Here is a 26,279-nt window from a genome sequence, read left to right as displayed (position 1 = left end):
GAACCATGTTCGATATCAGTTTCGGTGAACTGGCTCTCATCGGTACCGTCGCCCTGGTCGTGATCGGGCCGGAAAAGCTGCCCAAGGTCGCACGCACGGCCGGCATGCTGTTTGGTCGTGCCCAGCGCATGGCCGCCGGTTTTCGCGCCGACCTGGAACGCGAACTGCAAAACAGTGAAATCGCCGAGCTGCAGAAAAAAATCGCAGAAGAAGCCAGCAATTTTCAGGACGAAATGGCGGAATCTGCCGCGCAAGTCAGCAGTGCGCTTTCCGAGCCGGACAACCGCATCCTGCCCCCCGCCACACCGACCGCACTGCCGACCACCCCGGCGACGCCGGCACCCACTGAGGCGGCAACACCGGCTCTGCCGGCAGAGGCGGAACCGGCCAAACCGCGTCGGCGCCGCAAACCGGCACAAGCCACGCCCGAAGTTAGCGAGCCTGTTGCGCCAACCGCAACAGAAGCCGTGGTAGCAGAAGAGACTGCCAGCGCCGCAGAGCCCGCGCCCAAAAAGCCGCGCAAGCGCAAAAAGCCCGAACCGCAGGCCGACCTGTTCAATGCCCCCCCTGCAGCTCCCGAACCCACCGATTGGGGTGACCGACGCTGATGAGCATGCATGATTCTTTCCAGCCACTGCTGGTGCACCTGTTGGAACTCAGAACTCGCCTCATGCGTTGCATGATCGTTTTCGCACTGGGTTTTGGTGCGTGTTTTTTCTTTTCCACCCACTTGTACAACTTTCTGGTGGCACCGCTCGCCAGCGTGGTGCCAGGCGGCAAGCTGATCACGATCGGCGTGGTTTCGCCATTCTTCCTGCAGATGAAAATCGCGGCGTTGGCCGGTTTTCTGCTCACCCTGCCACATACGCTGTATCAGATCTGGGCCTTTGTTGCGCCCGGTTTGTATACCCATGAAAAGCGCCTGGTAATGCCGCTGATTGCCAGTTCCACGCTGCTGTTTTTTATCGGCATGGCGTTCGCCTACTACTTCGTCTTCGGCATTGTGTTCAGCTTCATGGCCAAGGTCGTACCAGCCTCGATGCAATGGCTGCCGGATTCGGGCGAATACCTGGATTTTGCCCTGGGCATGTTTGTCTCTTTCGGTGTGACGTTCGAGACACCCGTCGCGGTCGTGCTGCTGGTGCGCATGGGTATTGTCAGCCTGGAAAAACTGATCAGCATCCGTTCGTACATTATTGTCGCGGCCTTTGTGATTGCGGCAGTCGTTACGCCGCCCGATGTGGTATCGCAATTGCTGCTCGCGATTCCGCTGTGGCTGCTGTATGAAGTGGGCCTGATCGCCGCACGCTGGACGCCGCCGGTTCCTGCCAAATAATCTGACTGCCCCCTGCCCATATCCATGTTCCAGCGCTACTACTTCCAGACTGTTCTGTTCCTGCTCGCCGCAGTACCTTGTGCCATCCCGTTCCGTTATCAGCCCAATCCGGTTTTCCCGTCCGAGCTGGCGGCATTCATCGGCTCAATCCTGCTGATTCTGGGCGGAATGTTCATGCCGGCACGCGCTGACAGCCGTGTCCGCCTGCCTGTGGCCAGCCTGCCCTGGCTTGGATTGGCAGCAGTGGTTGCCCTGCAAACCTGGCTGGTGGCTACCCCGTATCTGAGCGAGCGCACGATTCCTGTTCTCTATCTGGTTTGTGCGGCAATTTCCGTCTCGGCGCTGCTGCGCGCCAAAGCCCATCTGGGCACGCAACCCCTGATGCAGGCATTTGCCTGGGGCTTGCTGGCCGGCGCGCTCTTCAATAGCGGAGTGGGTGCCACGCAACTGATTGAACTCTTCCAGAGCGGCTGGCGCCTGATTTACGGCAACATCGGTCAGAAGAACATGTACGGCCATTATCTGGCCTGGGGGCTGGCAGCCGCCGTCTGGCTCGCCAGCCAGCGCAAGCTGCCGCAATGGGCATTCTGGCTGATCGCCTGCTGGTTGACGCTGTCCATGGCCTGGTCGAGTTCGCGTTCGGTTTTCCTGTATGCGCTCGCCTGGCTGCCGGCGGCGGCCTTTGTCATCTGGCGCGGAAGGGACGATACCCGACGTTTTGGCTGGCTGCTGGCCGCAGCCGCGCTGCTGATCCTGGGCATGCAATTTGTCGCCCCCTTGATCAATGACGGCATCCAGGCACTGCTCAAAGCTCGCAACGAAGCGCCCACCGGGGTCGACCGCCTGGCATCCAATGGTTCGCGCCGATTGGTAGAGTGGACCAAGGCCTGGATGATCTTCAAGGATTACCCCCTGCTGGGCGCCGGCTGGGGCGCATTTGGCGTGCATAGCGTGGCCTTGCATGTATTGCCGGAATTTGCCCGGGTACAGGAAAGCGTGCTGTTCACACATTCACACAATTCGCTGCTGAACCTGATGGCGGAAACCGGCATCCTGGGAACGGGCTTCGTCGTGGCAGGTATCGGCGGGATTTATCTGGCGCTGCTGCGCAACTGGCGTGATCCTGCCGTACTGCTGGCTGCGGCCATGGTCACCGTTTCCATCCTGCACAGCCTGGTTGAGTATCCCCTCTGGTACTACCACCTGTTCGGCCCGTTTGTGCTGATGCTGGCATTCCTGCGGGATGACAGCATCGCTTTGCCGGTTCAGGAAAAAATCGAGCGCTTTGGCTACGCCGTCAGCGGCGGGGCCTTGCTGACTGCGGCCGCGATCGGCGCCATGCTGTACCTGAAAATCTACCCGATTCTTGATCCGGCAGACAACGAGAAAACCAATGCCACCAACATGCGCGTACTGGAGCAACTGCGCCGGCATCCGCTGCTGGATTTCTATGGCGACTATGCACTGTCGAACTATATCGTTGCCAGCGATAAGGACATGGTCTGGAAGCTTGGTATCCTGCGCAAGCTCAACAGCTTGCGCCCCTATCCCGGCCAGATGACGGATCAGGCCGTAATGGAAGCCTTGAGCAACAACCTGCCACGCGCGCACGAACTGATGCGGCAGGCCGCGTATGCTTATCCGGAAAGTTTTGATTATTTCTACGACACGCTCGGCCGCTTTAACCAGCCCCAAGTTGGTGCACTGCGCCAGGATGTTGACGAAGCGAAGTCTTTCTTTAGTGCATTGAATCCAAAGTAAGTTTTATTGCACTGCTGAATATGTGGTTTTTTTACACAGCGGCATGAGTTGTTAATGTAAACGCATCCTGTTTTTGTTATAAACAGCAGGCGCATTTCCTTACGTCGACTGCTTACGCCAAGGCTGGCCATGAAAATCAACCTCCCCGTCACTCAGCGCGAGATCCCTGTTCCCGCTGACACCTATCTCGTTTCGCAAACCAATCTCAAAGGCACCATCACCGACGCCAACGAAGCGTTCGTTGTCATCAGCGGCTTCACACGCGAGGAGTTGATGGGGCAAAGCCACAACATGGTTCGTCATCCGGACATGCCTGCAGCTGCCTTTGGCGACATGTGGGGTAGCCTGAAAGCCGGCATGCCCTGGCGCGGCACCGTGAAGAACCGGGCCAAGAATGGCGACCATTACTGGGTCGATGCGCAGATCGTGCCGATTCTCAAGAATGGCGAAATTACCGGCTATATGTCGGTACGACGCGCGCCGAGCCGGCAACAGATCGCCGAGGCCGAAGCGCTGTATGCAACATTACGAGACAAGACCAAGTTCCCGACGGTCAAGCGCAAACCGGTTTCCCTGAAACTGATGATGAACGGCTTGCTCGGTTTATCGATTGCCACCTTGCTGACCAGCAAGGCGATCGTACTGCTGGATGTCCCCAGCTGGGTGGATCATGCCGCCGGCCTGCTGTCGGTTGCGCTCGCCATTCCGCCGATCATCATGCTCAATTGGCGGATTTTCCGGCCGCTGGAACAGATCGGTCGCAACGTGGGGAAATTCATCGAAGGCGACCTGGCCACCCGTTACCCGATCCGGCGCCAGGATGAAATCGGCAAACTGGCCAATGCGATGCTTAACATGCAAACCCGCTGGCTGGTCAGCATTGATCACATTCGGGAAGCGATCCGCGATTCGCTGTCATCGGTCGAGAATGCCAATCAGCAATCGGGCACCATCACCGGCCACATTCATACCCAGCACGATCGCATTGCCTCGGTTGCAGCGGCGACCGAGGAGTTCTGCCAGTCGGTTGCAGAAGTCGCCAACAGCGCAGCGGAAACGTCACAGGCTGCATCCAAATCGGAAACGCGTGTCGCCGCCAGCCAGAAGATCGTTCAGGATGGCATGACCGCCGCCGAAACCGTGGTCACCGCCGTTACGCAGTCGCACGCCACGATCAGCGAGCTTGATCAGGCAGTCCGCAAGATTGGCGATATCACTCAGGTCATCAAGGAAATCGCCGACCAGACCAACCTGCTTGCGCTCAATGCTGCAATTGAGGCGGCACGTGCAGGTGAAAGCGGGCGCGGCTTTGCCGTGGTAGCCGACGAAGTGCGCAAGTTGGCCGAGCGTACTGCCGGCAGCACGCAGGAAATCAACCAGATGGTATCGGGAGTGCAGCAACTGGCCGGTGAAGTCGTCAACGCCATGGACCAGGCCGCAGCGGCGGTTGAAATGAGTTCCGCAAAAATGCGCGACAGCGTGGATGGCCTCGGTCTGGTGGCAGAAGCCAGCCTGCAGACCGTGGCCATGGCCGGCCATATCGCCAGCGCATCGGAACAACAGAATATTGCTGGCCAGGAAGTCGCCCGCAACATGGAAGTGATTTCGCAACTGTCCGAAGAAAACGAACAGCATGTCCAGCATCTGAAAAATGCGATGCAATCGCTGCGCAGCTCGGTCAAGCACATCGATGCTGCGGTCAGCGTATTCCAGATCAAACCTCGCTGATTCAGCGCACTGGCACACAAGACAAACGGGCCGCTATCGGCCCGTTTGTTTTTGGTAGCCACTAACTTAGAATTTCTCGCCCGGCTTCAAATAGCGCCATTTGCCGGTCGGCAGATTGCCCAGCATCATTTTGCCGATGCGGATGCGCTTGAGGCCCACAACCCGCAGCCCCACCTGTTCGCACATGCGGCGGATCTGGCGCTTCTTGCCTTCCTTGAGGATAAAACGCAGCTGGTCTTCGTTCTGCCACCACACCCGTGCCGGCTTGAGCTTTTCACCGTCGAGCGACAGGCCATGATTGAGCTTGCGCAGGCCATCCTCTGACAGCTTGCCCGCTACGCGCACCAGGTATTCCTTCTCAACCTGCGAATCCTCGCCGATCAGTTGCTTGGCGATTCGCCCGTCCTGGGTCAGGACCAACAGGCCTACCGAATCGATATCCAGCCGGCCGGCCGGTGCCAGACCGCGCAAATGCGCCGGGGCGAAGCGGATACCGCTGTCATCACCCTCCCACTGGTTTTCCGGTTTGAACAACACCACCGCCGGCTGATAGCCATCTTCGGCCTGGCCCGAGACATAGCCCACCGGCTTGTTGATCAACACGGTTACGCGATCTGCCTGCGCGGCCTTGGCCGAAGGTTCCAGCGTAATGGTCTGATCCGGCAACACCTTGCTGCCCAGCACATCCACCACCTGGCCGTCGACCTTGACCCAGCCCTTGGCAATGTATTCGTCCGCCTCGCGGCGCGAGCATAGCCCGAGTTCGGCCATGCGTTTTGAAAGTCTGATTGGTTCCATGGGCGGCATTTCAGCAGGAAGTGACGGCTTGGGCAAGAAAAAACCGCCCGGATGGCCGGGCGGTGACAAACTGATCCGGAGGAGAGATCGAATCAGTGGTTAAGATCTTCACGACCATCATCGATATTCGCTTCCGGCCTGATGATCTTGTAGAGCTCGATATACATGTTCTTCAGGCTATAGAGCACCATGATGCCGCCGGAAATCGGCATGCAGGCATACAACCATTTTTTGGACATGGCAAAAGCCGTGGTCTGCTCCTCGGTCTGCATGGTCAGCTCATAGGCATATTTGAAGAAGATGGCGATGAAGACCAGCGACATCAGCTCAACGATCAGCCGGTAGACAAAGCGAGCACGTACAGAATGCAGATGCTTGGACAGCCAGTCGCCCACGCTGAAATGGCTATGCGTGACCCAGACAGCGGCTGCACCATAGAAAATCAGCGCGCCATAGAGCAATTCCAGAATCTCGTCGAACCAGTGCATCGACATGACCGGCACGAAGCGGACAAAGATATTGAGTGTCAGGATCACGGTGATCGCGCTGAACAGGCCGATACAGACCCATTTCAAAACCTGCGTGAGGACGCGATCAATATGATTCAGCGTATAGAAAATCGTATGTTTCATGGCAATACTCCCAGATCGTTACCGGCTCAGGCTGCGCCCATCACATAGTTGGGCAACCACAGCGCAATTTCCGGAACAAAGGCGCACAGGATGGTTACCGCCAGAATCGACAGCAGATAGGGCAAGCATTCCGCCGCCAGCTTCCAGATACCTACCCTGGCAAAGCTCTCCACCGCGAACAGGCACATTCCGACTGGCGGGGTCAGGTTGCCGATCATGATCAGCAGCGTCATCACCACGCCAAAATTCACCATGTCCACATTGAACATCGGGCAAATTTTCATGAAGATGGGCAGGGTAATCAGGAAAATGGCGTTGCCATCAAGGAAACAGCCCAGCACCAAAATGATGGCTATCACAATCCACAGGAAACCGGCAGTGGTAGCGCCCAGCGCGGTCAACTGGGTAATCAGCGCATCTGGAATACGCTCGAAGATCACAAACCAGCCAAAGAAATTGGCCGTGGCGATGATGAACATCAGGCCACAGGTCTGCTTGAGCGAAACAAACAGGATATCCGGCAACTGGCTGATCTTGAGATCCTTGTAAACAAACCCCAGAACCAGCGCATACAGGGTCGCAACCACCGAAGCCTCGGTCGGCGTGAAAAAGCCGGTGGTGATCCCGCCGATGATGATGACCGGGGCCATCAGTGGCCAGAACGCTTCCTTGAAACTGACTGCGATTTCACGCAGATTGGCCTGTGGGTCTCTGGGCAAGCCACGTGGCTTGGCCATCAGCCATATCGCGATCATCATCGCCAATCCCATTGCCGCACCGGGAATGGCACCTGCCAGAAACAGGCGACTGACCGAAACCGAGGTAATCGCCCCGTACAGCACGAACGGGATTGAGGGCGGAATCACCGGCCCGATGGTGGATGCGCCTGCAACAATGGCAGCAGAAATGGTGGGCTTGTAGCCCGCGTCGACCATGGCGCGATGCTGGATCTGGCCCAGGCCCGCCGCATCAGCCACAGCCGAACCGGACATGCCGGAAAAGATCATCGAGGAAATCACGCTGACCTGGCCGAGGCCGCCGTTGAAATGGCCGACCAGCGCACGGGCAAAGCGGAAGATGCGCTGCGTGGTGCCGCCGGTATTCATCAGATTGCCGGCCAGGATGAAGAATGGAATGGCCAGCAGGGTAAACCCGGTGGTACCGGAATACATGCGCTGCGGCAGCATGGCCAGAAAATCGCTTTGGCCCATGCCGACAAAAAATCCGATGGCAGTCAGGCCAATGGCCACGGCGATCGGCACATCGATCACCAGCAGCAGCAAAAGCACTGCAAAAATGGAAAGGGTCAACATCTTGAAGCTTCCTGTAGCGGGAAAGGTCTGTCACATCAAACTAACGGGGCACTCCTGCGAGTGCCCCGCCATGCACAGCAAGGACTCGCTTATTTGCTGTTCTTTTCCACGATATCCATGAACTTCTTGAAGTTGTCGGCGCCGACACGTGCCTTGACCTTGTCCCAGGCCGGGCCCATTGCTGCCTTCCACGGACCGAGATCCGGACGGGCCACCACCAGGCCCTTGCCTTCCATTTCCTTTAACTGCTTGGCCTCATCGTCACGCAGCAGCTTGCGGGCCAATTTGGCAGCCGCAGCAGATTCTTCATCCAGAATCTTTTGCTGGGCAGGATTCAGCTTGTCCCAGCTCTTCTTGTTGACCAGATGCACCATCGAGCTGTAGGTGTAGTTCAGGATCGACATGTATTTCTGGTTTTCATACAGCTTCAGGTTGAAGATCGTGCCGATCGGATTTTCCTGGCCATCGACCACGCCCTGTTTCATGGCCATTACCAGCTCGGAAAACGCGATGGTCTGCGCATTGCCACCAGCGGCTTCCACAAATGCCTGATAAGCAAATGAAGGAGGCGTGCGGATCTTCATCCCTTTCATGTCGGCAGGAGACATGACCGGCTTCTTGGAATTGGTCAGCTGGCGGAAGCCCCATTCCCAATCGGACAGGTGGACCAGATTCTTCTTGGCCAACTCCGGATCTGCCCATTTCTTGAAATCACCATCGATGATCTTGTCTGCGGTGGCGTAATCCTTGAAGGCGAACGGGGTGCTGATCACATCGAAGAATGGCAGATGCTTGGCGATCTGGTCCTGGCCTGACAGACTCATGTCCACCGCACCCATGATCACCTGCTCCAGCACTTCCGGCGGGTTACCCAGCGTATTGTTGCCAAAGACGTTGATCTTGACTTCGCCATTGGTGCGCTTTTCCACGTTGGCCTTGAGCTGCTTGGCCGCGACATCGCACGGATGGCCATCCGGCGCAAAGTGCCCCAGCTTGAGTTCCACCGCTGCAAGTGATAATTGGGAGATGCCAGCCATTGCCAGCATCATGACGATTTTTTTCATGAAATTCCTCCTGATTTCCACATGCCCGACCCATGCCGGACAAGCGTGACTGCCGTTTGGATTGAGTCAGGAAACGACTGTTGTAGCCCAGCCTTGCTTTCCTACGCGAAGATATACGGTGTTTTTATCCGCTTCGCAATAGGTAAGCTGGCCTTACCAGAAAACAGTTTGAAAAAAGTCATGAAATGCTGCATATCCGCGACAGCCGGTTTGCAGGCCTGACCTTAGCATTCTTGAAAATTACCTGAAATTTTCAGAATTAAAAATAAGAGGGTGATGGCGGCTTTGTGAGGAAAACTTGTGTCTTTTGACAAAAACAAGTGTGTTGTCACAGATGGGCTGATTACATTCCGAGTCGGTCAGCCAAACCACTGGCACGAAGGGTTTGCTGGCCAATGGCCGCATCCAGCACGGCAGGCCGGCTGCTCACCAGCGTAAAGCGGGCGCGCGCGCGCGTGATGCCTGTGTACACCAGCTCCCGCGTCAGTACCTGGTTGATTTCCGGCGGCAGTACCAGAACGGTATGGTTGAACTCGGACCCCTGTGATTTGTGCACAGTCATGGCATAGGCGGTTTCCACGTCGGCCAGACGACTGACCAGCACCGAACGGATTTCTTCGCCATCGAGAAAAAACACCCGCATCGGGGCATCGTGCTGCGCCGCCGGCAAGGCAATGCCGACATCGCCATTGAATACTCCGGCAGCATAATCGTTGCGCGTGATCATCACTGGCCGGCCGACATACCACTCCCCGCGCTTGTTGATGAGGTGCGCCTCCTGCAGAGTGGCCTCAATCAGCTGATTGAGCCCTGCCACGCCCCACTCGCTATCGCGCAAGGCACAGAGCAGGCGGAAACGCTCAAACGTCTGCAGTACCTGCCTCACCCAGACCGCATGATCCTGTTGCGGCCCACGCCGCACCAGTTCGAGATAAGAACGATAACCGCCCGGCGCCCCGGTGCGCCCATCCAGTATCAGTCCGATCAACGCAGCGGGTCGCTCCGGCACCATCCAGCACAACTCTTCCCCCGGGGCCTGCAGGCAAGCCCGCGCTGCTGCGCTATCTCCTTTGTTCACGGCCAGGGCCAGTTGGCCGATCAGGCCGCCAAAACGCCGGCTCTGGCGCAACATCACCGTTTGCTGTGCCAACGCAGCACCGGCAGCATCCAGATACTGGGCAGGCAATGATTCGCCGGTAACGGCCGCAACGTAATCGCGTGTGGCTGCGGTATAGTGGCCCGCGTCCGCTTCGCGGCACACGTCACCCAGCACCGCGCCCGCCTCGACCGAAGCAAGCTGATCTTTGTCGCCAAGCAGGATCAAACGCGCAGTGGGGGGGAGCGCCGCCAAGAGGCCATCCATCATCTCCAGATGGATCATCGATGCCTCGTCGACGATCAGTACATCCACTTCCAGCGGATTGGCTTCATCGTGACGCAAACGGCGGGTGTCCGGGCGCGCACCCAAGAGCGCGTGCAGTGTGCGTGCCGAACCGGTTCGTGCAATGAAGGCATCCAGCGGCAGTCCGGGCAAATCGAGTTCTTGCAGGGAGCGATCAATGGACTGCTTGAGCCGCGTTGCTGCCTTGCCGGTCGGCGCGGCCAGCGCGACACGCAAGGACTCGGGCTGGGGGGCGGTAGCCAGCAGCAAAGCCAGGAGGCGTGCCACAGTGTAGGTTTTCCCGGTACCGGGTCCACCGGTAATCACGGCAAAATTCCCGCGCAGCGCCAGCGCGCAGGCAATTTTCTGCCAATCGGGCCCGGCAGCACTGACCGGGAAAAGCGCTGCCAAGTGGCGGGCCAGTGCAGCTTGATCGGGCACAGCCTGATAATGAGCGCGCACCTGAATCCGTTCTGCCACCCGGCATTCATAACGCCAGTAGCGGTGCAGGTACAAACGCGAACCATCGAGCACCAGGGGTTGACCTTCGATGCCAACCACGCTGCTGGCCTGCAACGCCGGCAGCCACTGCCGAGGCAGCTCACGCAGCTCGGCAGTCAACGCATGGATCGCATCATCCGCCCACCCAAGCGTCTGCCTGGGCTCGGCCAGCAAATCCGTCAGAACCAGACAGCTGTGGCCACGCCCTTCCATATGGGCAAGCAAGGCCGCCGCCAGGATGACTTCTGGCGCACAGCTCGGATCAAGACGCGCGATAAAACGCGCAAAGGCCAGATCGAGCCGGCGCAGCCAGCCGGCTTCACACCAGGCATTCAGGCGATCAAGCAAGGATTCGGCAGCCTGGCCGCAGAACAGATCCGGCGTGGCGGCATGGGCAGGAGAAAATTTCATGGAGTCATCAACGCAACGGCAAGGCAGACCATCCGCCCCACTCACTTTATAATCCGCGCTTTCCCATTCCAGCGATGGGGATTTTGTTCATTCATACACCGCCACAGAGGTTTACGTACCGCATCATGATGGATCAAGTTGTCACCCTGCACCGCCCCGCTCATTCAGCCAAACCGTTTGCCCCGATGATTCCCGGCCATCAGCGAGTGGAATTGCAGCTTTTCACCACGCTCAATTGCAATCTGAAATGCACGTATTGCTCGGCCGCCGTGGGTGACGTGTTGCACTCACAGGGGCATGTCCAATATTCCCCTGAAGATCTTGATCGCTTTATTGCCACGCATCTTACCGGCTATGAAGTGTATGTCACTTTCTATGGCGGCGAACCAGTGATGAATCGCGCGTTCATGCAGGAAGTCATGCAGCGCCATCCACAATTCCGCTTTCAGCTGCAGACCAACGGCACACTGATCGACAACTTGCCGGAATCCGTGCTCGGCAAGCTATCCAACGTATTGATCTCGGTCGATGGCGGCGAGCACATCACCGACCATTTCCGGGGCCGTGGCGTTTACAAACAGGTGGTGAAAAATCTTGGCAAGGTGCGCGGCATGCTCGGCGGCAGCACCACGGCACGCATGACCTGGAGTAGCCCGGATACGACGTTCGCGGAAATCGACAGCCTGCTCGAGCATTTCGATTACCTGTACTGGCAGTTCATGCAGGCCGAGGGCGGCTATGATGCCGACGGCATGGAAAAGAAAAAAGCCGTGCTGCGCCAGCTCGTGGCGCGATTCTTCGCCAGCAGCGACACGCTCTATCCGGTGATTCCACTGATGGGCATCGTGCGCAACAAGGTTCGGCCCGATATTCTCGAGCGCGAGCATGGCTGCTACAGCCAGTGCCGCGTATCCACCCACATCATCAACGTGTTGCCGGATGGCCGCATCTTTCCCTGCCCGGACATGGCATGGGCGCCGGAACTGCAGCAGGGTGATCTGCGCGGCAACTGGCTCAACCAGAGCCCGCTGCAGCCGCGTGCTGACATGCCTTGCCACGACTGCAGTGCATTTGGCTTCTGTCGCTACAACTGCATGAAAAACCTCTATCGCGGCTACATCCACGGCGACCACGATTACCGCGTGAACGTGGTCGAACCGATTTGCGATCTGGTGCGCTTTCTGGGCGAAGAGATCGACCGGCATGATCCGCAGCAGTGGTATGCCAACGCCAGCCCGGCCGTACGTCAGGAAATCGATGACTGCCCGATCTACCAGTATGTAGAGATCATGCCCTGAACACATTGGGCCGGTGCACCCGGCCAGCTTGAAATGCTGGCGGGTGGCACCATGTCATGCATGTTCGCGCATTTAGCGCTTTATTTAGATCGGATGCCCCTGCGCATCTCCCAACCGGAGCCTTCCATGGTACAAGCCACCGCCCGCCACATCCTCGTTCCCACCGAAGCCCAGTGCAATGAGCTCAAACAGCAGATCCTGGCCGGCGCCAATTTTGCCGAACTGGCCAAACAGCATTCCGATTGCCCGTCCGGCGCCGATGGCGGTGATCTGGGACGCTTCGGCCCGGGCATGATGGTGCCGGAATTCGACAAGGTGGTTTTCAGCGCCCCGGTCAATGAAGTGCAAGGCCCGGTCAAGACCCAGTTCGGCTACCACCTTATCCTGGTGACCAGCCGCGGCTAAGCTGAAGTCACTCAGCGACAAAGGGCCACATGGCCCTTTTTTCATATGCGCTGCCCTGGCATATGCAAGATAGTCAGGATGTGAAAAGTGGCAAAAATCGCTCGCCCCTTTTTTGGTCTTCATCAAGAAATACTGCATCGCACAATTTCATACTTTGCGGCGGAAAACTTGCCGGAATGGCCGGCAAGCCGATTCCGGCGCAACCCGGATTGGCCGGGCTGCGTTGACATATCAAGGAGCCCAAAGCATGTCGATGCAAATACTGAAGCAGCAGGAAAAGCAACTGCGCAACGCCTTCTATGATGCCAACTACCATGGCGACAAAGCTGCCGCCAAAACGGTATTGAAAGAACTTGAAACGGTTCTTTTCCAGCAGCGCAGGCTCAACGCTGCCTGACCTGGGTCGATGCGGCCCAAGGCTGCACCTCAGATCAACCAACCCGGCTCGTACAGCCGGGTTTTTCAGGCTGCTGGCAAAGTGGCATGCAAGCTCTCTGAAGTCCCGGCAGAGCCGATCATGCCATGGCTTGATTTCGCAGCCTTCTTGTTTATTCCCCCCTTCCGTCCCCTCCTTGAGGGGAAACCTTGCTGTGCAAGTGGGAGTTGTCATCGATCTGGAAACGGCTTTTTGAACGGTTTCCAGCCCCCAAACCGGCAAGGTCTCATTGCGCAGCGAGCCTTTGCAACTGCTGCAGGAAGGCAGCCGCACTGGGCGAGAGCCGTTTGCCTCGCGGGTAGACGATGTACCAGCTGGCGTGGATCGGGAAACCCTCGACATCGAGGATCGCCAGACCGTTTTCCGTCAGCGCCTCGCCAATGGCGTGCCGCGACAGCACCGCCAGCCCCATGTTGCCAGCCACGGCCTGCTTGATCGCCTCGTTGCTGCCCAGCTCCATTCTTACCCGAGGCCGGAATCCCTGTTGCTGGAAAAATGCATCGCAGGCCAGGCGCGTACCCGAACCGGCCTCGCGCAGGATGAAGCGCTCATCGGTGAGACTTGCCAGTGGCATCCTGCCGGCACCAGCCAGTGCATGCTGGCGTGACGCAAGCACGACCAGCGGATTGGGCAGGAAATCCTGTGTCACCAGATCGAGATCAGGCGGCGGCATCGACATGATGTAGAGATCATCACGGTTTTCGCGCAAGCGCTGTACCACGCCATCCCGATTAAGCACTTCCAGCGCGATATCGATATCCGGATGCTGCGCGCAGAAATCGCCAAGTAGCCGTGGCACAAAGTATTTGGCAGTACTCACCACGGCCACGCGCAGCCGGCCACGATCCAGCCCCTTCATGCCGTCAATACGCTGACGAAAGCCGGCCCACTCATCCTCCATGGCACGCGCCGATCGCGCCAGCTCCTCGCCCGCAGCGGTCAGGTAGACCTTCTTGCCGATGACCTCGTACAAGGGCAGCCCGATGGTTTCGGTCAGCTCCCGCAACAGCATCGATACGGTCGGCTGGGTGACATGGCTGGCCCGCGCTGCAGCACTGATGCTGCCCAGCTCTGCCAGGGCAAGAAAAACACGTAACTGACGGAAGGTTACATTCATAGATATAAATCTATAAAAAGTCACTTATAAATTGATTTTACCCGATCAACCAAGGCAGTTAGCATTCCCGGCATCACGCCCTATCCATTGTCAGGCAGGAAGGTACATCGCTCGATGAAAACGCATACGTTCGAAACGCAGGCCACTGTCACCCCGGCAATTGCGCTGCAGTTTCTCAAAGAAGGCAACGCGCGTTTCGTCAATAACCTGCGCGCAAGCCGCGACCTGTTGCAGCAAGCCAATGAGACGCGCGACGGCCAATGGCCATTCGCCACCATCGTCAGCTGCATCGACAGCCGCACGTCGGCAGAACTCATCTTCGACCAGGGCCTTGGCGATATCTTCTCCGTGCGCATCGCCGGCAATGTGATCAACACCGACATCATCGGCAGCCTCGAGTTCGCCTGTCACGTGGCCGGGTCGAAACTCATTGTGGTGCTCGGGCACACCTCGTGTGGCGCCATCAAGGGCGCGTGTGACCACGTGGAGCTTGGCAGCCTGACCGAACTTCTCTCGAAGATCCAGCCAGCCGTGTACGAAGAAAGTCAGACCCCGAATCCGGCGATGCGCAACTCGAAGAACACTGCGTTCGTCGAGAACGTTGCCAACCTGAACGTGCGCCGTTCGGTGCGGTCGATCGTCAATCGCAGCCCCATCCTTGAGCGCATGATCGCCGCGGGCAAGGTCGGCATCATCGGCGCCAAGCACGACCTGGCATCCGGCGAGGTGACGTTCTTTGACGACACCTGGGTGCATGATCAGGCTTCGATGCAGATGATCGCCGGCTAGTGCTGCTCAACATTCTGCCGTCATCGGGCTCCATACCGGCGTGGCCCACCGGGCTCCTGCCTGAGCGTACATCCGCCCGACCGACACCTAGCCGGGCTTTGCGCTACAATCTGCCGCGACTTTATCCTTCTCCCCCGGCGCGGCAGGCAGGGCTCTCCTGAAATGACGATGCGAAAATTTTTACTGGCATTTCTTCTGGCGGTGTTATCACTGCCGGTATCTGCGCGCATCCTCCCGGCCAGCGCGCGTTTCGGGGAAGTCAAATCCGTGACATCGAACCAGATCAAGATCGCGGACACGGTTTTCCGGACTGCACCAGGGCTGCGTGTGATCAACCAGAACAATGTGCAGATCTTCGTGCGCCAACTGCCCGTGGATACCCTGGTCGGTTACCAGGTTGACGGACGGGGTGAACTTTTCCAGGTCTGGATGCTCACCGAGCAGGAGATCAGCGCACGCGGACTGGAAAAACGTTCGATTTTTTCTTTCGGCAATTGATCCGATATTCCAATTCAGTTTTCAGGCAATTCAAGTGACCAAAAAAGTATTCATCAAGACCTACGGCTGCCAGATGAACGAGTATGACTCGGACAAGATGGTGGATGTGCTGGCATTGGCCGAAGGCCACATCAAGACCGACAAGGTCGAAGAAGCCGATGTGATTCTGTTCAATACCTGCTCGATCCGTGAAAAGGCGCAGGAAAAGGTGTTTTCCGATCTGGGCCGCGTACAGGATCTGAAAAAAGCCAATCCGGATATCGTGATCGGTGTCGGCGGATGCGTGGCGAGCCAGGAAGGCGAAACCATCATCCAGCGCGCCAAGTATGTCGATGTAGTGTTCGGGCCGCAAACGCTGCACCGCCTGCCCGAACTGATCGCCAAACGCCGCGCCACCGGTCTGCCACAGGTGGATATCTCGTTCCCGGAAATCGAAAAGTTCGACCACCTGCCACCGGCCAAGGTCGAGGGCGCAACGGCTTTCGTATCGATCATGGAAGGCTGCTCGAAGTTCTGCACCTTCTGCATCGTGCCGTTCACGCGCGGGCAGGAAGTCAGCCGTCCGTTCGACGACGTGCTGACCGAGGTCGCCGGCCTGGCACAGCAGGGCGTGAAGGAAGTCACGCTCCTGGGGCAGAACGTCAACGCCTATCGCGGCGTGATGGAAGATGGCGAGATCGCCGACTTTGCGCTGTTGCTGGAATACGTGCACGAAATCCCCGGCATCGAGCGCATCCGCTACACCACCAGCCATCCGCGCGAAATGACCCAGCGCGTGATCGATTGCTACCGCAAGCTGCCCAAGCTGGTATCGCACCTGCACCTGCCGATCCAGTCGGGCTCTGACCGGGTGCTGGCAGCAATGAAACGCGGCTATACCCTGATTGAATTCAAGTCGCTGGCGCGCAAGCTCAAGGAAGCCCGTCCGGACCTGTGCCTGTCGTCCGATTTCATCGTCGGCTTTCCCGGCGAGACCGATGACGATTTCGAACGCACGATGAAGGCGATCGACGACATCGGTTTCGATGCCAGCTTCAGCTTTATCTACAGCCAGCGCCCCGGCACACCGGCTGCGGAGTTGCACGACGACGTGCCCGAGGAAGTAAAGACGCAGCGCCTGATGCGCCTGCAAAAGCGCATCGACGAACTTGCGAATGAGGTCAACGAAAAGATGGTCGGCACCGTGCAGCGCGTGCTGGTCGAAGGCCCGTCCAAGAAAGACCCGAACGAGCTGGCCGGGCGCACCGACAACAACCGCATCGTCAACTTTGCCGGAAATCCACGCCTCATCAACCAGTTTGTCGATGTGAAAGTGACACGAGTCTCTTCGCACAGCCTGCGCGGCGAGATCGTGACGCGCGAGTCCGCGCTGTAATCCCACTAAGTTGTTTCCGGCGCCCTGCATGGTTTCATGGCGCCGGATCTCTGTTTCCCATTGCCAAAAACCTGCCTCTGATCTTGCTGTGAAATCGTAGCCTGTCCATCCTGGCGGGTAAGAACATCCCCTTTTACTGTAGGTCGGGTTTCAACCCGACAGTCTGGCATTGTGTCGGGTTGAAACCCGACCTACGGCAACAAGCAAAGACAGTGTTTCAACGCCGGTCACGGGCACGCTCGGCAGCTGCCAGAAATGCCGCCAGCATCGGGCCGCCGTCGAGCAATTCACTGCCTGCAGGGTGAAACTCTGGATGCCATTGCACCCCGACCAGAAATCCTTCGCCTTTCTTGCGGATGGCTTCGACCACGCCATCCGGTGCTACCGCCTCGATGACCAGATCGTTACCGAGTTTGTGGATGGATTGATGGTGAATGCTGTTGACCCGCACTTGTACCGGGTTTGCGTAGATATGCTGTAGCCAGCTACCAGCAGTAAAGGCAATGTCATGTTCCAGCCGGTCATACAGGCTGCGGTCGACATGGCGAGCGGCCTCGGGTAATTGCGTGGCGATATCCTGATACAACGTGCCGCCCAGTGCCACATTGATCAGCTGGCAGCCACGGCAGATGCCCAATACCGGTTTGCCCTGGATCAGGAATTCCCAGATGAATTCGGTCTCGTACAGGTCGCGCACCCGGTCGCCTTCCCATTCCTGCCGCAGTGCGGTTTCGCCATAGCTGATCGGCGACACATCCGCACCGCCCTGCAGGATCAGACCGTCGAGTGCTTCGACATAGCGCCGCACCGACACGTCGCGCCGACCGAGCGAATCCCCTGTTTCGATGGTCGGCACCATAAAAGCCAGCGCGCCATGGCGCATCACCCAGTGCGCCACCGATTGCTCGATGTACTGCAGCCGCTTGCCGGGGAAATTCAGCTCGGCAGGCGGGGAATGCATCAAGCGCGCAGTTAGACCAATGCGCAGGGGTTTGGCGGAAGGCATGATTTTGGGCTCAGCTTGGCAACTCCACTCCCGCCCACATCAGGCATTGCTGGCGGACCACTTCAGGCAGCAGTTGTTCGTTGTCCTGCAGCTTGCGCAAGCGGCTGGCGTCGTTATCCTCGCCCCGGGCCAGCGCAGCGACCTGGCGGCAGGCTTCCTCGGCTTCAAGTTCAGCCGCATGCGGTGCCAGATTTTCCAGCAGCGCCAGGATATCTTCGCGGATGGTGCGGTGCTCGCCGGTGACTGGGTCGGCGATGATGCCATCCAGCCCGAAGCGGCAGGCCTGGAAACGGTTGAAGGTATACGGCAGGTAGTGGTCTTCCTCGGGGCGAACCGGATGTTCGACCATCAGCCAGCGTGCCACGCACTGGATATAGGCGGCGATCATTGCCGCGCGCTCGATCGTGAGCGGGGTATCCATCACGCGCAGCTCGATGGTGCCGAACTCAGGCTTGGGCCGGATATCCCAATAGAAATCCTTCATGCTCTTGACCACGCCGGTGCGGGTCATTTTTTCATAGAACACGGTGAAATCCTGCCAGGTAGTTACGAACGGCGCCCGGCCCGACAAAGGAAAAGCGAAGACCGAGTTGAGCCGCGCCGAATGAAAGCCGGTATCTACACCCTGCACGAAAGGCGACGAAGCGGTCAGTGCGATGAAATGCGGGATATAGCGTGACAGGCCATGCAGCAGCACCAGCGCTTCGTCCGGGCCGGGGCAGCCGATATGCACGTGCTGACCGAAGATGGTGAACTGCTTGGACAGATAACCGTAGAGTTCGGAGAGCTGGTGAAACCGCGGCGTATCGAAGATGCGCTGCTGGCTCCAGTGCTGGAACGGGTGTGTGCCGCCGCCGCAAATGCCAACGTCGAGCTTGCGTGCTGCCTTGACGATGGCATCGCGAATCGGAGTGAGCTGGTCGATCACCTCCTGCCAGTTATGGCAGATGCCGGTGGAAAGCTCGATCATGCTGGAAGTGATCTCGGGCTTGATATCGCCGGGCAGGCCGGCCTCTCTCTCCAGCAAGCGCAGCAGATCCGCCGCGCACGGGGTCAGATCGTAATCGCGCTTGTTGACGATCTGCAGTTCGAGCTCCACGCCCAGCGACAGCGGCCGGGAATCCTGAAAATTTTCTAGCATGGTGAGTATTCCTTGGTTGCACTTGGCATGTTGTCAGCAGCAGAACCGTTCAAAGTCGTCGCGAAAGACCCTCGCCGCAAGACTATGGACGGGTTCTCAGTCCGCTTCGCCGATATGGGTTTCATTACTTCGACGCAGCGCCCACAGCACGATCAGCGGCCCGAACAGCTCCATCAGCGCAACGGCGCTCAAGACAATAGGGGCAAGGCGACCGGCGAATTCGGGCAGTAGCAGCTGATACTCGGCGATCAAGGAAAAGGCCACGGCAGACAGTGGCGAAAGGGCCAGACCAAGGCTCAAGCCCTGACTCAGCGTCAGCCCACTCGGCCGGGAAAAAATCAGCACACCCAGAGTCTTCGCGCCGGCTCGCAGCAGGATCAGCGCCAGTGCAGCCAGCCCCCCGGTCAGGAACAGTTCCGGCTTGATCGAAAGACCGGTGAACACGAACAGCAGCGCTACCAGAATGCCGCCGGCCGTGCCGAAATGGCGCGGCCAGATCAGGGGGCGATCGGTTTTGCTGCGCAGCAAAATACCCGCCAGCAAGGGCACCAGGATCACCGATACCTGCAGGACGCGGGCAGCGGTGGTGGCCAGCAGCAGCAAGCCGAAGATCAGCAACAGCGTGTTTTCCTGACTCAACTTGAAATGCCGCACCACATGCAGCATCGCCAGCGTCAGCACGGCGGCGAGCAAAATGGCGCCGAACAGCATGTAGGCCGGTTGCAGCATGGTTTTGAGCAGCGTATCGGCAGTGCTGATCTGCACCCAGCTCATGATCAGCTTGGTGGCAATCACGGCATAGATGCAGTTGAGCCCGGCCAGCAGCGTCAACCGTTCGGAAACCTGCCCTTCCGCGCGGGATTCGCTCACCACGCGCATCACGATCGCTGGAGAGGTGGCGATGCAGATCGCAGCAATCGCCGAAGCCGAACGCCAGCCCAGCCCGAACAGGTGCAGCACCATCAAGACCACGCCAAAACTGAGTGCGGCCTCGAGCAGGCTGGTGGCAACCAGCCACGGATTGGCCTTGAGCCATTTCAGGTTGATGCGCGCACCGAGTTCAAACAACAACAACGCCAGCGCAAGATCGATGACGATGCGAAATTCAGCGGGAAGACTGGCTTCGTCATAACCGAGACCCACGATGCTGGAAACCAGGCCCACCAGCACATAACCGGTGATACGCGGCCAGGCCAGCTTGCGGAACAGGTATTCGCCGCACAGTGCGGCCAGAATCAGGGCGATGGCAAACCCCATCAGGGTGTCGGTCAGCAACGAGGACTGCAAAACCGGCAGGGAAGAAAAATCCAGGCTGGGCATATTTCAATGCCTCCCTTGTGATTGCGAGGGCAGAACGTACCATAACGTAACAACACGTAACAAACCAGGCTGGTTACCCATTTAGCTGTGGCACAGCGGAAGATGGAGTGCCCAGTGGTAAAAGATGACTGGATAAATCACCCATCTGGCGGCACACTTCGAGTACTTTTTATAGCACCTTCTATTGCGGGAAATTGTCTTGAACACCCAGACCATCGCCTTTACTCCTGTCGACAACAAGCGGCTCGCCAACCTGTGCGGCGCGCTGGATGAACATCTGAAGCAGATCGAAAACGCGCTCGATGTCACCATTGCACGGCGCAACGAGGTGTTTCGCATCAGCGGGCCGAATCGCAAGGTCGAACTGGCGGTCACCGCGCTGCAGCATTTCTACAATGAATCGGACAAACCGCTTGATCTCGATGTGATCCAGCTTGATCTGATCGAGCTGATCATGCCCAAGAACGGTGATCCGGCACCGTCTGCCACAGAACCCTCCTTGCAACTTAAAACCCGGCGCAGTGATCTGCGCGGGCGCACGCCTCGCCAGACCGGCTATATCAAGGCAATCCAGGAACACGACATCACTTTCGGCATCGGCCCGGCCGGCACCGGCAAGACCTATCTGGCAGTAGCCTGCGCGGTCGATGCGCTCGAGCGCGATGCGGTCAAGCGCCTGATCCTGGTTCGCCCGGCCGTGGAAGCCGGCGAAAAACTCGGCTTCCTGCCCGGCGATCTGGTGCAGAAGGTCGACCCTTACCTGCGTCCACTCTACGATGCGCTGTACGATCTGATGGGTTTCGACAAGGTCACGCGCTGCTTCGAGAAAGGTATCATCGAAATCGCCCCGCTTGCCTTCATGCGCGGACGCACGCTCAACCACAGCTTCGTGATCCTGGATGAAGCGCAAAACACCTCGCCCGAACAGATGAAGATGTTCCTGACCCGCATCGGCTTTGGCAGTAAGGCGGTGATCACCGGCGATCCAACCCAGATCGATCTGCCGCGCCACCTGAAATCCGGCCTGATCGATGCACAGGACGTACTGGCCGATGTGCGCGGCATCGCCATGCACCACTTCACCAGCGAAGACGTGGTGCGCCACCCGCTGGTGCAGAAAATCGTCGATGCCTACGAGCGCCAGACCAAACGACTGGCCGAAGGAGAAAAGAAGTGAAAACCAAGCTCAAGCTTGCCTTGCAGAATGCCAGCGGCGCGGCAAATCTGCCCACGCGCGCCCAGATCAAGAAATGGGCCGAAGCTGCCTTGCAAGCGGACGTGACTAACGCCGAAATCACCTTCCGCATTGTCGATACCGAAGAAGGGCAGACGCTCAACCGCGATTACCGCGGCAAGGATTACGCCACCAACGTGCTGACCTTCACCTTCGACGAAGACATGCCCGATATCCCCGGCCTGCCGCTCCTGGGCGATATCGTACTGTGCGCACCGGTGGTCGAACGCGAAGCCGCCGAGCAAGGCATCACGCTCGAGGCACACTACTGCCACCTGGTCGTACATGGCGTATTGCACCTGCAGGGCTATGACCATATCGAAGAAGATGAGGCCGAGGCGATGGAAGCGCTGGAAACGCAAATCGTCATGGCCTTGGGTTATGATGATCCGTATCGCATGGACAAGGAGTAGTCCCCCGTATGGACGAGGTCTCGTCGTCCAGCCCCAGGCCGGGCTGGCTGGAACGTCTGTCCCAACTGCTGCTCAGGGAGCCTGACAATCTCAGCGAACTCGCAGACATGCTGCACTCTGCCTTCGAGCGCAACCTGCTTGATGCCGATGCGCTGGGCATGATCGAAGGCGTGCTCTCGGTGGGTGAAATGCAGGTGCGCGATGTCATGGTGCCGCGCAGCCAGATGGATGTCATCGATATTGCCCAGCCCCCCAAAGAATTCATCCCGTTCGTGATCGAAGCGGCCCATTCGCGCTTTCCGGTCATCGAAGGCAGCAAGGACAACGTGATCGGCATCCTGCTGGCCAAGGATCTGCTGCGTTTTTATGCGCGGGAAGAAGCGTTCGAGGTACGCGATATACTGCGCCCGGCCGTGTTTATCCCCGAAACCAAGCATCTGAACGTATTGCTCAAGGATTTTCGCAACAACCGCAACCACATGGCGATCGTCATCGACGAATACGGCAGCATTGCCGGACTGGTCACGATCGAGGATGTGATCGAACAGATCGTCGGCGATATCGAAGACGAATTCGATTACGACGAACTTGAGGACGCCATCACGCAGGAACGCCCGGATCTATGGCACGTCAAAGGCATGACAGCGATTGTCGATCTCAACGAAATAATCGGCAGCACGTTTACCGACGAAGCCTTTGATACCGTGGCAGGACTGGTAATGAAACATTTCGGGCACCTGCCCAAGCAAGGCGAATCGATCAGCTTCGATGGCTATCGCTTCCTTGTCCTGCGTGCCGATAGCCGGCGCATCCATTCCCTGCAGATCGAGCGCCTGGCGCCCACCGAAGAAGACAATCCGTACTGATGCTTTCCCGTTCCCTGATCCTACCCGTGCTGCTGGCGCTGGCCGGCGCCGGCAGCGTAGTGTCGTTTGCCCCGCTGGAAGTGCCAGGGCCGATATTTGCCGCGCTGGCGCTACTGTTCTGGGCCGTTGAGAAAGCGGCTTCCCCTGCCCGTGCCGCAGCACTCGGTCTGGCTTTCGGCCTTGGCTATTTCGTGGCGAACGTTCACTGGGTCTATATCAGCATGCACGACTTCGGCGGCATGCCGGCCTGGATGGCAGCGGGCTGCACGTTGCTGTTCGCGGCTTACCTGGCCCTGTTTCCGGCACTGGCGGCCTGGCTGAGCCGACGACTGCCCTGCCCCGACATCCTGCGCCTGCCCCTGCTAGTGCCGACACTATTCATCCTGACCGAATGGCTGCGCGGCTGGCTGTTCACGGGGTTTGCCTGGGCCGGCATCGGCACCAGCCAGGTCAAATTGCTGGCAGGCTGGTTTCCCCTCCTCGGGGTTTACGGTGTGGGCTGGCTGCTGGCATTGGCGACCGCATTGACCGTGTGGCGCTGGCGCTGGGGGCTGACCACTTTTCTGGCAGTGCTGCTGACCGGGCTCGGCTTGCAAGGCGTGCCCTGGACACAGCCAGCAGGTGCGCCAGTTAGCGTCAGCCTGGTACAGGGCGGCATCCCGCAATCGCAGCGCTGGGATATGCGCCAGTTCGACAACACCCTGCTGCGCTACCTCGAACTGGTGCGCCAGACCCGCGGCCAGTTGGTACTGCTGCCCGAGGCGGCGATTCCAGTCCTGCTTTCCGACATGCCGCCCGACTATCTGGCGGCATGGCAGCAGCTGGTCGAGCCGCGCGGGGCGGCACTGGTATCGGGCTTTATCACCGGCCGGGAAGGCAGCTATCTGAATAGCGTGGTTACCCTGACCGGAACCCAGCAAGCCTACAGCAAGCACCATCTGGTGCCCTTTGGTGAATTCGTTCCACTGCCGGCGCTGTTTGGCTGGATGTATGACTTCATGAATATGCCGATGTCTGGATTTTCGCGCGGCGGAAATGGCCAGCCACCACTGGTATTGGGCCAGACCAGGCTTGGGGCTAATGTCTGCTACGAAGATATCTTTGGGGATGAGTTGCGCCATACCGCCGCGCAATCGACCTTGCTTGCCAATGTCAGCAACATGGCCTGGTTCGATGGTTCGTGGGCGGCGGACCAGCATCTGCAGATGGCACGTGCGCGCGCACTGGAAACCGGGCGCTGGATGATCCGCGCCACCAATACCGGCGCCACGGCCATCGTGGATCATCGCGGCAATATCGTCAGCCGGCTGCCTGCACGCGTAGCCGGCGTTCTGGAAGGCCAAGCCGAAAATCGTAGCGGCCTGACCCCGTATTTGCGCTGGGGCGATATGCCGGTGCTAGGCCTGCTCGCCAGCCTGTGCCTTGCGCTGGCGGCGTTTGGCTATTACCAGGCGCGTACCCGCAATCCGGTCATGCAGTAACTGCCGGTCACGATCGAAGCGGACCCAGACAAAAGGCGCCAGCAGCCAGCCCGACGCCAGCCAGGCCGGCATCAGCCAACGGGCATCGTGCCAGGCCATGACCCAGAGCGGAAGCACCGGCCCATAGAACAGACTCGCCAGGATGAAGCGCAGGCAGATCGCGCGCCAAGTCGGCTTGCTGCCATCGGCCATGACCAGCCGCATGCGCCAGGCCTTCATCGCCAGCGTCTGTCCGCCCTTGCGCCAGCACAGGGCAAACCAGGCGAATACCCAGATCAGCAGCCAGATGAAGTTGAGCGTGCGCGCCCAGGGAAGATCCGTCAGCGCGGTAACCGGCAGCCCGGTGGCCAGTTGAAACAGCGTCTGGCCGAGCGCGCCAGCCAGCAATACAATCGCTGTCAGCAGCAGTACCTCATACCAGAACGAAAGAAAGCGCCGCCACCAGCCGGCAGCGGCGCCTATTACCAGTTTTTCCGTCATCAATCCTGTCCTTGCTGCTTTTGTCCGGGCCCATGCATGCCGTTGCCGGGCCCTCGCCCGGGACCCGGCCCCGAGCCATTTTTCATCTGCCCGCGATGTTCGCGGTATCGCTCCATCACGGCATCACGCTCCTGCGGCGACATATCGCGAAAACGCTTGTAGTTCTCGCGCATGCGCGCCCGTTGCTCGGGCGGCAACTCGGCCCAGCGGCTCATGCGCTCACGCACGCGAGATTGCTGTTCCGCCGACAATTTCGGATAACGCTCGACTACCCGCAGGAACTGCTCGCGCTCGGATTCCGACAGTGTATTCCACTTGTCTTTCAGCGGCGCCAGCACTTCCTTCTGCCCAACAGTCAATGCCTGCCAGTTGGGTACGTCGGCCCAAACCGGAGCGGTCAGCCACGCCAGCAACACGCCCAGCAATACCTTGCGCAAATAGGCCGTCATGTCAGAACCGCTCGCTCAGAAACATGTCCATCGGCACATCGTCCGCCAGCAACATGGCTTCGATCGAACGATCCGCCTCCCGCGATTGATGCCATTGCCAGCCGGCACCTGCGATGGCCAGCGTCACCGCCAGCAGCAATCCGATGCTCGCTGTGTGATGGCGCTGCCAGAAACGCACAACCAGATTACCCGCACTTGCCAAAGCGGTGGTTTGCTGCGCCACGGCCCGGGCAACGGCTGCTTCCCGTGCACTACGCAAGCGGTCGGCGGCATGATCCGATAGCGGCGCGGTGTTTAGCTGGCGCGTCAGTTTCTTGGCAAATTCACGTTCATTCACGATTTTATCCCCCGCTCTTGCAGCCAGGCTGCCAGCGCATGTGTTGCCCGGGAACAGTGGGTTTTGACACTTCCCTCCGAGCAGCCCATGACCTTGGCCGTTTCAGCGACATCCATGTCTTCCCAGTAACGCAGCAGGAAGGCTTCGCGTTGACGCGCCGGCAGTTTTGCCAAGCCCTCTTCAATCGTCTGCATGGTCTGCGCCTGGCCCAACTCCTCTTCCGGCGCCATTGGTGATTCTGCCGTATGCGGCAACCATTCCAGCGGATCGCCGGCATCGGTCTCGTCATCATGCGGCTGGAATGCGGACAATACGGTCGTCCACCATGAACGCACCTTCTGGCGCCGGTAATAATCCCGAATCACATTTTGCAGGATGCGCTGAAACAGCATCGGCCACTCGGAAGCGGGTGCCGCCGCATACTTATCGGCCAGACGCAGCATGGCATCCTGCACGATATCGAGCGCAGCATCCTCATCCTGTACCGCATAGAGCGCCTGTCTAAACGCGCGCCGCTCCACATCGGCCAGGAAAGCCGCCAGTTCTCCCGGGGTACCCAGTGCCGTCTCCTGCAAAAATGTTGGTTTAAAACAAAGCGCTGTCATGGTATCCGCTCGCTGTGCCTGCTTGCAATAACGCGGCTGATCGGTTAAGGTTGACAGCTCATCCAAATTCTTTTGCTGACGCGGCCGACACGGTGCGTTGGCAC

Annotated in this window: 27 protein-coding genes; 14 read left to right on the top strand and 13 right to left on the bottom strand. The window is 58.8% G+C overall.

What is annotated here, in order from left to right; translation table 11 throughout:
* Positions 1 to 5 precede the first annotated feature (5 nt).
* From tatB to AC0KVQ_RS01600, 4 genes are all read left to right on the top strand, one after another.
* Positions 6 to 608, top strand: a complete 603-nt coding sequence (tatB, locus tag AC0KVQ_RS01615) for a Sec-independent protein translocase protein TatB (RefSeq protein ID WP_473419358.1) — start codon at positions 6 to 8, stop codon at positions 606 to 608.
* Positions 608 to 1,336, top strand: coding sequence for a twin-arginine translocase subunit TatC (gene tatC / locus AC0KVQ_RS01610; protein ID WP_473419357.1), 729 nt, complete (start codon positions 608 to 610; stop codon positions 1,334 to 1,336). Before tatB ends, tatC begins: the two co-directional genes overlap by 1 nt.
* Before the next feature lie 24 nt (positions 1,337 to 1,360).
* Complete coding sequence (locus AC0KVQ_RS01605; RefSeq protein ID WP_473419356.1) at positions 1,361 to 3,097, top strand: PglL family O-oligosaccharyltransferase; 1,737 nt, start codon at positions 1,361 to 1,363, stop codon at positions 3,095 to 3,097.
* 129 nt (positions 3,098 to 3,226) lie between these two features.
* Positions 3,227 to 4,825, top strand: a complete 1,599-nt coding sequence (locus AC0KVQ_RS01600) for a methyl-accepting chemotaxis protein (RefSeq protein ID WP_473419355.1) — start codon at positions 3,227 to 3,229, stop codon at positions 4,823 to 4,825.
* A gap of 66 nt (positions 4,826 to 4,891) precedes the next feature.
* Here AC0KVQ_RS01600 and AC0KVQ_RS01595 read toward each other — a convergent pair whose 3' ends face one another.
* The 5 genes from AC0KVQ_RS01595 to recD form a co-directional block, all read right to left on the bottom strand.
* Positions 4,892 to 5,623, bottom strand: a complete 732-nt coding sequence (locus AC0KVQ_RS01595; RefSeq protein ID WP_473419354.1) for a pseudouridine synthase — start codon at positions 5,621 to 5,623, stop codon at positions 4,892 to 4,894.
* 92 nt (positions 5,624 to 5,715) lie between these two features.
* The gene (locus AC0KVQ_RS01590; protein WP_473419352.1) at positions 5,716 to 6,255 is read right to left on the bottom strand and encodes a TRAP transporter small permease; all 540 of its coding nucleotides are present in this window, start codon (positions 6,253 to 6,255) and stop codon (positions 5,716 to 5,718) included.
* Positions 6,256 to 6,281: 26 nt separating this feature from the next.
* On the bottom strand, positions 6,282 to 7,568 hold the full coding sequence (locus tag AC0KVQ_RS01585; RefSeq protein WP_473419351.1) for a TRAP transporter large permease: 1,287 nt from the start codon (positions 7,566 to 7,568) through the stop codon (positions 6,282 to 6,284).
* A gap of 89 nt (positions 7,569 to 7,657) precedes the next feature.
* Entirely contained in the window at positions 7,658 to 8,632 is a 975-nt protein-coding gene (locus AC0KVQ_RS01580) for a TRAP transporter substrate-binding protein (RefSeq protein WP_473419350.1), read from the bottom strand.
* A 343-nt stretch (positions 8,633 to 8,975) separates the two neighbouring features.
* Positions 8,976 to 10,925 carry an exodeoxyribonuclease V subunit alpha gene (gene recD, locus AC0KVQ_RS01575; RefSeq protein WP_473419349.1) on the bottom strand — a complete coding sequence of 650 codons (1,950 nt, stop codon included), beginning with the start codon at positions 10,923 to 10,925 and terminating at the stop codon, positions 8,976 to 8,978.
* 125 nt (positions 10,926 to 11,050) lie between these two features.
* On the opposite strand from recD, the gene AC0KVQ_RS01570 reads away from it, so the two are divergent.
* The 3 genes from AC0KVQ_RS01570 to AC0KVQ_RS01560 all read left to right on the top strand — a co-directional run bounded on the left by AC0KVQ_RS01570 (position 11,051) and on the right by AC0KVQ_RS01560 (position 13,025).
* A complete protein-coding gene (locus tag AC0KVQ_RS01570) occupies positions 11,051 to 12,223 on the top strand; it encodes a radical SAM protein (protein ID WP_473419348.1) in 1,173 nt (390 codons plus the stop codon).
* Positions 12,224 to 12,256: 33 nt separating this feature from the next.
* Positions 12,257 to 12,628 carry a peptidylprolyl isomerase gene (locus AC0KVQ_RS01565; RefSeq protein WP_473419347.1) on the top strand — a complete coding sequence of 124 codons (372 nt, stop codon included), beginning with the start codon at positions 12,257 to 12,259 and terminating at the stop codon, positions 12,626 to 12,628.
* Positions 12,629 to 12,875: 247 nt separating this feature from the next.
* Positions 12,876 to 13,025, top strand: coding sequence for a hypothetical protein (locus AC0KVQ_RS01560; RefSeq protein ID WP_473419346.1), 150 nt, complete (start codon positions 12,876 to 12,878; stop codon positions 13,023 to 13,025).
* Positions 13,026 to 13,290: 265 nt separating this feature from the next.
* On the opposite strand, the gene AC0KVQ_RS01555 is transcribed toward AC0KVQ_RS01560, so the two are convergent.
* Positions 13,291 to 14,181: a LysR family transcriptional regulator gene (locus tag AC0KVQ_RS01555; protein WP_473419345.1), complete on the bottom strand. Its 891-nt coding sequence runs from the start codon at positions 14,179 to 14,181 to the stop codon at positions 13,291 to 13,293.
* 114 nt (positions 14,182 to 14,295) lie between these two features.
* On the opposite strand from AC0KVQ_RS01555, the gene AC0KVQ_RS01550 reads away from it, so the two are divergent.
* The 3 genes from AC0KVQ_RS01550 (at position 14,296) to miaB (ending at position 16,843) form a co-directional block, all read left to right on the top strand.
* Positions 14,296 to 14,970 (top strand): carbonic anhydrase family protein, encoded by a 675-nt coding sequence (locus AC0KVQ_RS01550; RefSeq protein ID WP_473419344.1) that lies wholly within the window; start codon positions 14,296 to 14,298, stop codon positions 14,968 to 14,970.
* Positions 14,971 to 15,138: 168 nt separating this feature from the next.
* Entirely contained in the window at positions 15,139 to 15,468 is a 330-nt protein-coding gene (locus AC0KVQ_RS01545; RefSeq protein WP_473419343.1) for a hypothetical protein, read from the top strand.
* Between the two features lie 73 nt (positions 15,469 to 15,541).
* Entirely contained in the window at positions 15,542 to 16,843 is a 1,302-nt protein-coding gene (gene miaB, locus AC0KVQ_RS01540) for a tRNA (N6-isopentenyl adenosine(37)-C2)-methylthiotransferase MiaB (RefSeq protein ID WP_473419545.1), read from the top strand.
* Between the two features lie 217 nt (positions 16,844 to 17,060).
* Here the strand turns inward: miaB and AC0KVQ_RS01535 are convergent, their stop codons facing one another.
* The 3 genes from AC0KVQ_RS01535 to AC0KVQ_RS01525 form a co-directional block, all read right to left on the bottom strand.
* Positions 17,061 to 17,849 carry a gamma-glutamyl-gamma-aminobutyrate hydrolase family protein gene (locus tag AC0KVQ_RS01535; RefSeq protein WP_473419342.1) on the bottom strand — a complete coding sequence of 263 codons (789 nt, stop codon included), beginning with the start codon at positions 17,847 to 17,849 and terminating at the stop codon, positions 17,061 to 17,063.
* A gap of 10 nt (positions 17,850 to 17,859) precedes the next feature.
* Positions 17,860 to 18,990: a YbdK family carboxylate-amine ligase gene (locus tag AC0KVQ_RS01530; protein WP_473419341.1), complete on the bottom strand. Its 1,131-nt coding sequence runs from the start codon at positions 18,988 to 18,990 to the stop codon at positions 17,860 to 17,862.
* Between the two features lie 96 nt (positions 18,991 to 19,086).
* Entirely contained in the window at positions 19,087 to 20,310 is a 1,224-nt protein-coding gene (locus AC0KVQ_RS01525; RefSeq protein ID WP_473419340.1) for a cation:proton antiporter, read from the bottom strand.
* 199 nt (positions 20,311 to 20,509) lie between these two features.
* Here AC0KVQ_RS01525 and AC0KVQ_RS01520 point away from each other — a divergent pair, with 199 nt between their 5' ends.
* Genes AC0KVQ_RS01520 through lnt form a run of 4 tightly spaced genes read left to right on the top strand, consistent with a single transcriptional unit; the run spans position 20,510 to position 24,304 of the window.
* Positions 20,510 to 21,487: a PhoH family protein gene (locus AC0KVQ_RS01520; protein ID WP_473419339.1), complete on the top strand. Its 978-nt coding sequence runs from the start codon at positions 20,510 to 20,512 to the stop codon at positions 21,485 to 21,487.
* Positions 21,484 to 21,957, top strand: coding sequence for an rRNA maturation RNase YbeY (ybeY, locus tag AC0KVQ_RS01515; RefSeq protein ID WP_473419338.1), 474 nt, complete (start codon positions 21,484 to 21,486; stop codon positions 21,955 to 21,957). The genes AC0KVQ_RS01520 and ybeY overlap by 4 nt, the downstream gene beginning before the upstream one ends.
* A gap of 8 nt (positions 21,958 to 21,965) precedes the next feature.
* The gene (locus AC0KVQ_RS01510; RefSeq protein WP_473419337.1) at positions 21,966 to 22,823 is read left to right on the top strand and encodes an HlyC/CorC family transporter; all 858 of its coding nucleotides are present in this window, start codon (positions 21,966 to 21,968) and stop codon (positions 22,821 to 22,823) included.
* Positions 22,823 to 24,304, top strand: a complete 1,482-nt coding sequence (gene lnt / locus AC0KVQ_RS01505; protein ID WP_473419336.1) for an apolipoprotein N-acyltransferase — start codon at positions 22,823 to 22,825, stop codon at positions 24,302 to 24,304. Before AC0KVQ_RS01510 ends, lnt begins: the two co-directional genes overlap by 1 nt.
* Here lnt and AC0KVQ_RS01500 read toward each other — a convergent pair.
* Genes AC0KVQ_RS01500 through AC0KVQ_RS01485 form a run of 4 tightly spaced genes read right to left on the bottom strand, consistent with a single transcriptional unit; the run spans position 24,221 to position 26,175 of the window.
* A complete protein-coding gene (locus AC0KVQ_RS01500; protein ID WP_473419335.1) occupies positions 24,221 to 24,784 on the bottom strand; it encodes an RDD family protein in 564 nt (187 codons plus the stop codon). The genes lnt and AC0KVQ_RS01500 overlap by 84 nt on opposite strands.
* The gene (locus AC0KVQ_RS01495) at positions 24,784 to 25,233 is read right to left on the bottom strand and encodes a DUF3106 domain-containing protein (RefSeq protein WP_473419334.1); all 450 of its coding nucleotides are present in this window, start codon (positions 25,231 to 25,233) and stop codon (positions 24,784 to 24,786) included. The genes AC0KVQ_RS01500 and AC0KVQ_RS01495 overlap by 1 nt, the downstream gene beginning before the upstream one ends.
* A 1-nt stretch (position 25,234) precedes the next feature.
* Positions 25,235 to 25,570 (bottom strand): DUF3619 family protein, encoded by a 336-nt coding sequence (locus AC0KVQ_RS01490; RefSeq protein ID WP_473419333.1) that lies wholly within the window; start codon positions 25,568 to 25,570, stop codon positions 25,235 to 25,237.
* Positions 25,567 to 26,175, bottom strand: a complete 609-nt coding sequence (locus tag AC0KVQ_RS01485; RefSeq protein WP_473419332.1) for an RNA polymerase sigma factor — start codon at positions 26,173 to 26,175, stop codon at positions 25,567 to 25,569. The genes AC0KVQ_RS01490 and AC0KVQ_RS01485 overlap by 4 nt, the downstream gene beginning before the upstream one ends.
* Between the last annotated feature and the right edge of the window lie 104 nt (positions 26,176 to 26,279).

The organism is Formivibrio sp. oc-25 (assembly GCF_055810895.1).
This window is presented reverse-complemented; position numbering and strand designations above follow the sequence as displayed.

Bases quoted from the DNA above. Each gene is read 5' to 3' on its own strand.
- tatB (WP_473419358.1), top strand. From the start codon at position 6: ATGTTCGATATCAGTTTCGGTGAACTGGCTCTCATCGGTACCGTCGCC.
- tatC (WP_473419357.1), top strand. From the start codon at position 608: ATGAGCATGCATGATTCTTTCCAGCCACTGCTGGTGCACCTGTTGGAA.
- AC0KVQ_RS01605 (WP_473419356.1), top strand. From the start codon at position 1,361: ATGTTCCAGCGCTACTACTTCCAGACTGTTCTGTTCCTGCTCGCCGCA.
- AC0KVQ_RS01600 (WP_473419355.1), top strand. From the start codon at position 3,227: ATGAAAATCAACCTCCCCGTCACTCAGCGCGAGATCCCTGTTCCCGCT.
- AC0KVQ_RS01595 (WP_473419354.1), bottom strand. From the start codon at position 5,623: ATGGAACCAATCAGACTTTCAAAACGCATGGCCGAACTCGGGCTATGC.
- AC0KVQ_RS01590 (WP_473419352.1), bottom strand. From the start codon at position 6,255: ATGAAACATACGATTTTCTATACGCTGAATCATATTGATCGCGTCCTC.
- AC0KVQ_RS01585 (WP_473419351.1), bottom strand. From the start codon at position 7,568: ATGTTGACCCTTTCCATTTTTGCAGTGCTTTTGCTGCTGCTGGTGATC.
- AC0KVQ_RS01580 (WP_473419350.1), bottom strand. From the start codon at position 8,632: ATGAAAAAAATCGTCATGATGCTGGCAATGGCTGGCATCTCCCAATTA.
- recD (WP_473419349.1), bottom strand. From the start codon at position 10,925: ATGAAATTTTCTCCTGCCCATGCCGCCACGCCGGATCTGTTCTGCGGC.
- AC0KVQ_RS01570 (WP_473419348.1), top strand. From the start codon at position 11,051: ATGATGGATCAAGTTGTCACCCTGCACCGCCCCGCTCATTCAGCCAAA.
- AC0KVQ_RS01565 (WP_473419347.1), top strand. From the start codon at position 12,257: ATGCTGGCGGGTGGCACCATGTCATGCATGTTCGCGCATTTAGCGCTT.
- AC0KVQ_RS01560 (WP_473419346.1), top strand. From the start codon at position 12,876: ATGTCGATGCAAATACTGAAGCAGCAGGAAAAGCAACTGCGCAACGCC.
- AC0KVQ_RS01555 (WP_473419345.1), bottom strand. From the start codon at position 14,181: ATGAATGTAACCTTCCGTCAGTTACGTGTTTTTCTTGCCCTGGCAGAG.
- AC0KVQ_RS01550 (WP_473419344.1), top strand. From the start codon at position 14,296: ATGAAAACGCATACGTTCGAAACGCAGGCCACTGTCACCCCGGCAATT.
- AC0KVQ_RS01545 (WP_473419343.1), top strand. From the start codon at position 15,139: ATGCGAAAATTTTTACTGGCATTTCTTCTGGCGGTGTTATCACTGCCG.
- miaB (WP_473419545.1), top strand. From the start codon at position 15,542: ATGAACGAGTATGACTCGGACAAGATGGTGGATGTGCTGGCATTGGCC.
- AC0KVQ_RS01535 (WP_473419342.1), bottom strand. From the start codon at position 17,849: ATGCCTTCCGCCAAACCCCTGCGCATTGGTCTAACTGCGCGCTTGATG.
- AC0KVQ_RS01530 (WP_473419341.1), bottom strand. From the start codon at position 18,990: ATGCTAGAAAATTTTCAGGATTCCCGGCCGCTGTCGCTGGGCGTGGAG.
- AC0KVQ_RS01525 (WP_473419340.1), bottom strand. From the start codon at position 20,310: ATGCCCAGCCTGGATTTTTCTTCCCTGCCGGTTTTGCAGTCCTCGTTG.
- AC0KVQ_RS01510 (WP_473419337.1), top strand. From the start codon at position 21,966: ATGGACGAGGTCTCGTCGTCCAGCCCCAGGCCGGGCTGGCTGGAACGT.
- lnt (WP_473419336.1), top strand. From the start codon at position 22,823: ATGCTTTCCCGTTCCCTGATCCTACCCGTGCTGCTGGCGCTGGCCGGC.
- AC0KVQ_RS01500 (WP_473419335.1), bottom strand. From the start codon at position 24,784: ATGACGGAAAAACTGGTAATAGGCGCCGCTGCCGGCTGGTGGCGGCGC.
- AC0KVQ_RS01495 (WP_473419334.1), bottom strand. From the start codon at position 25,233: ATGACGGCCTATTTGCGCAAGGTATTGCTGGGCGTGTTGCTGGCGTGG.
- AC0KVQ_RS01485 (WP_473419332.1), bottom strand. From the start codon at position 26,175: ATGACAGCGCTTTGTTTTAAACCAACATTTTTGCAGGAGACGGCACTG.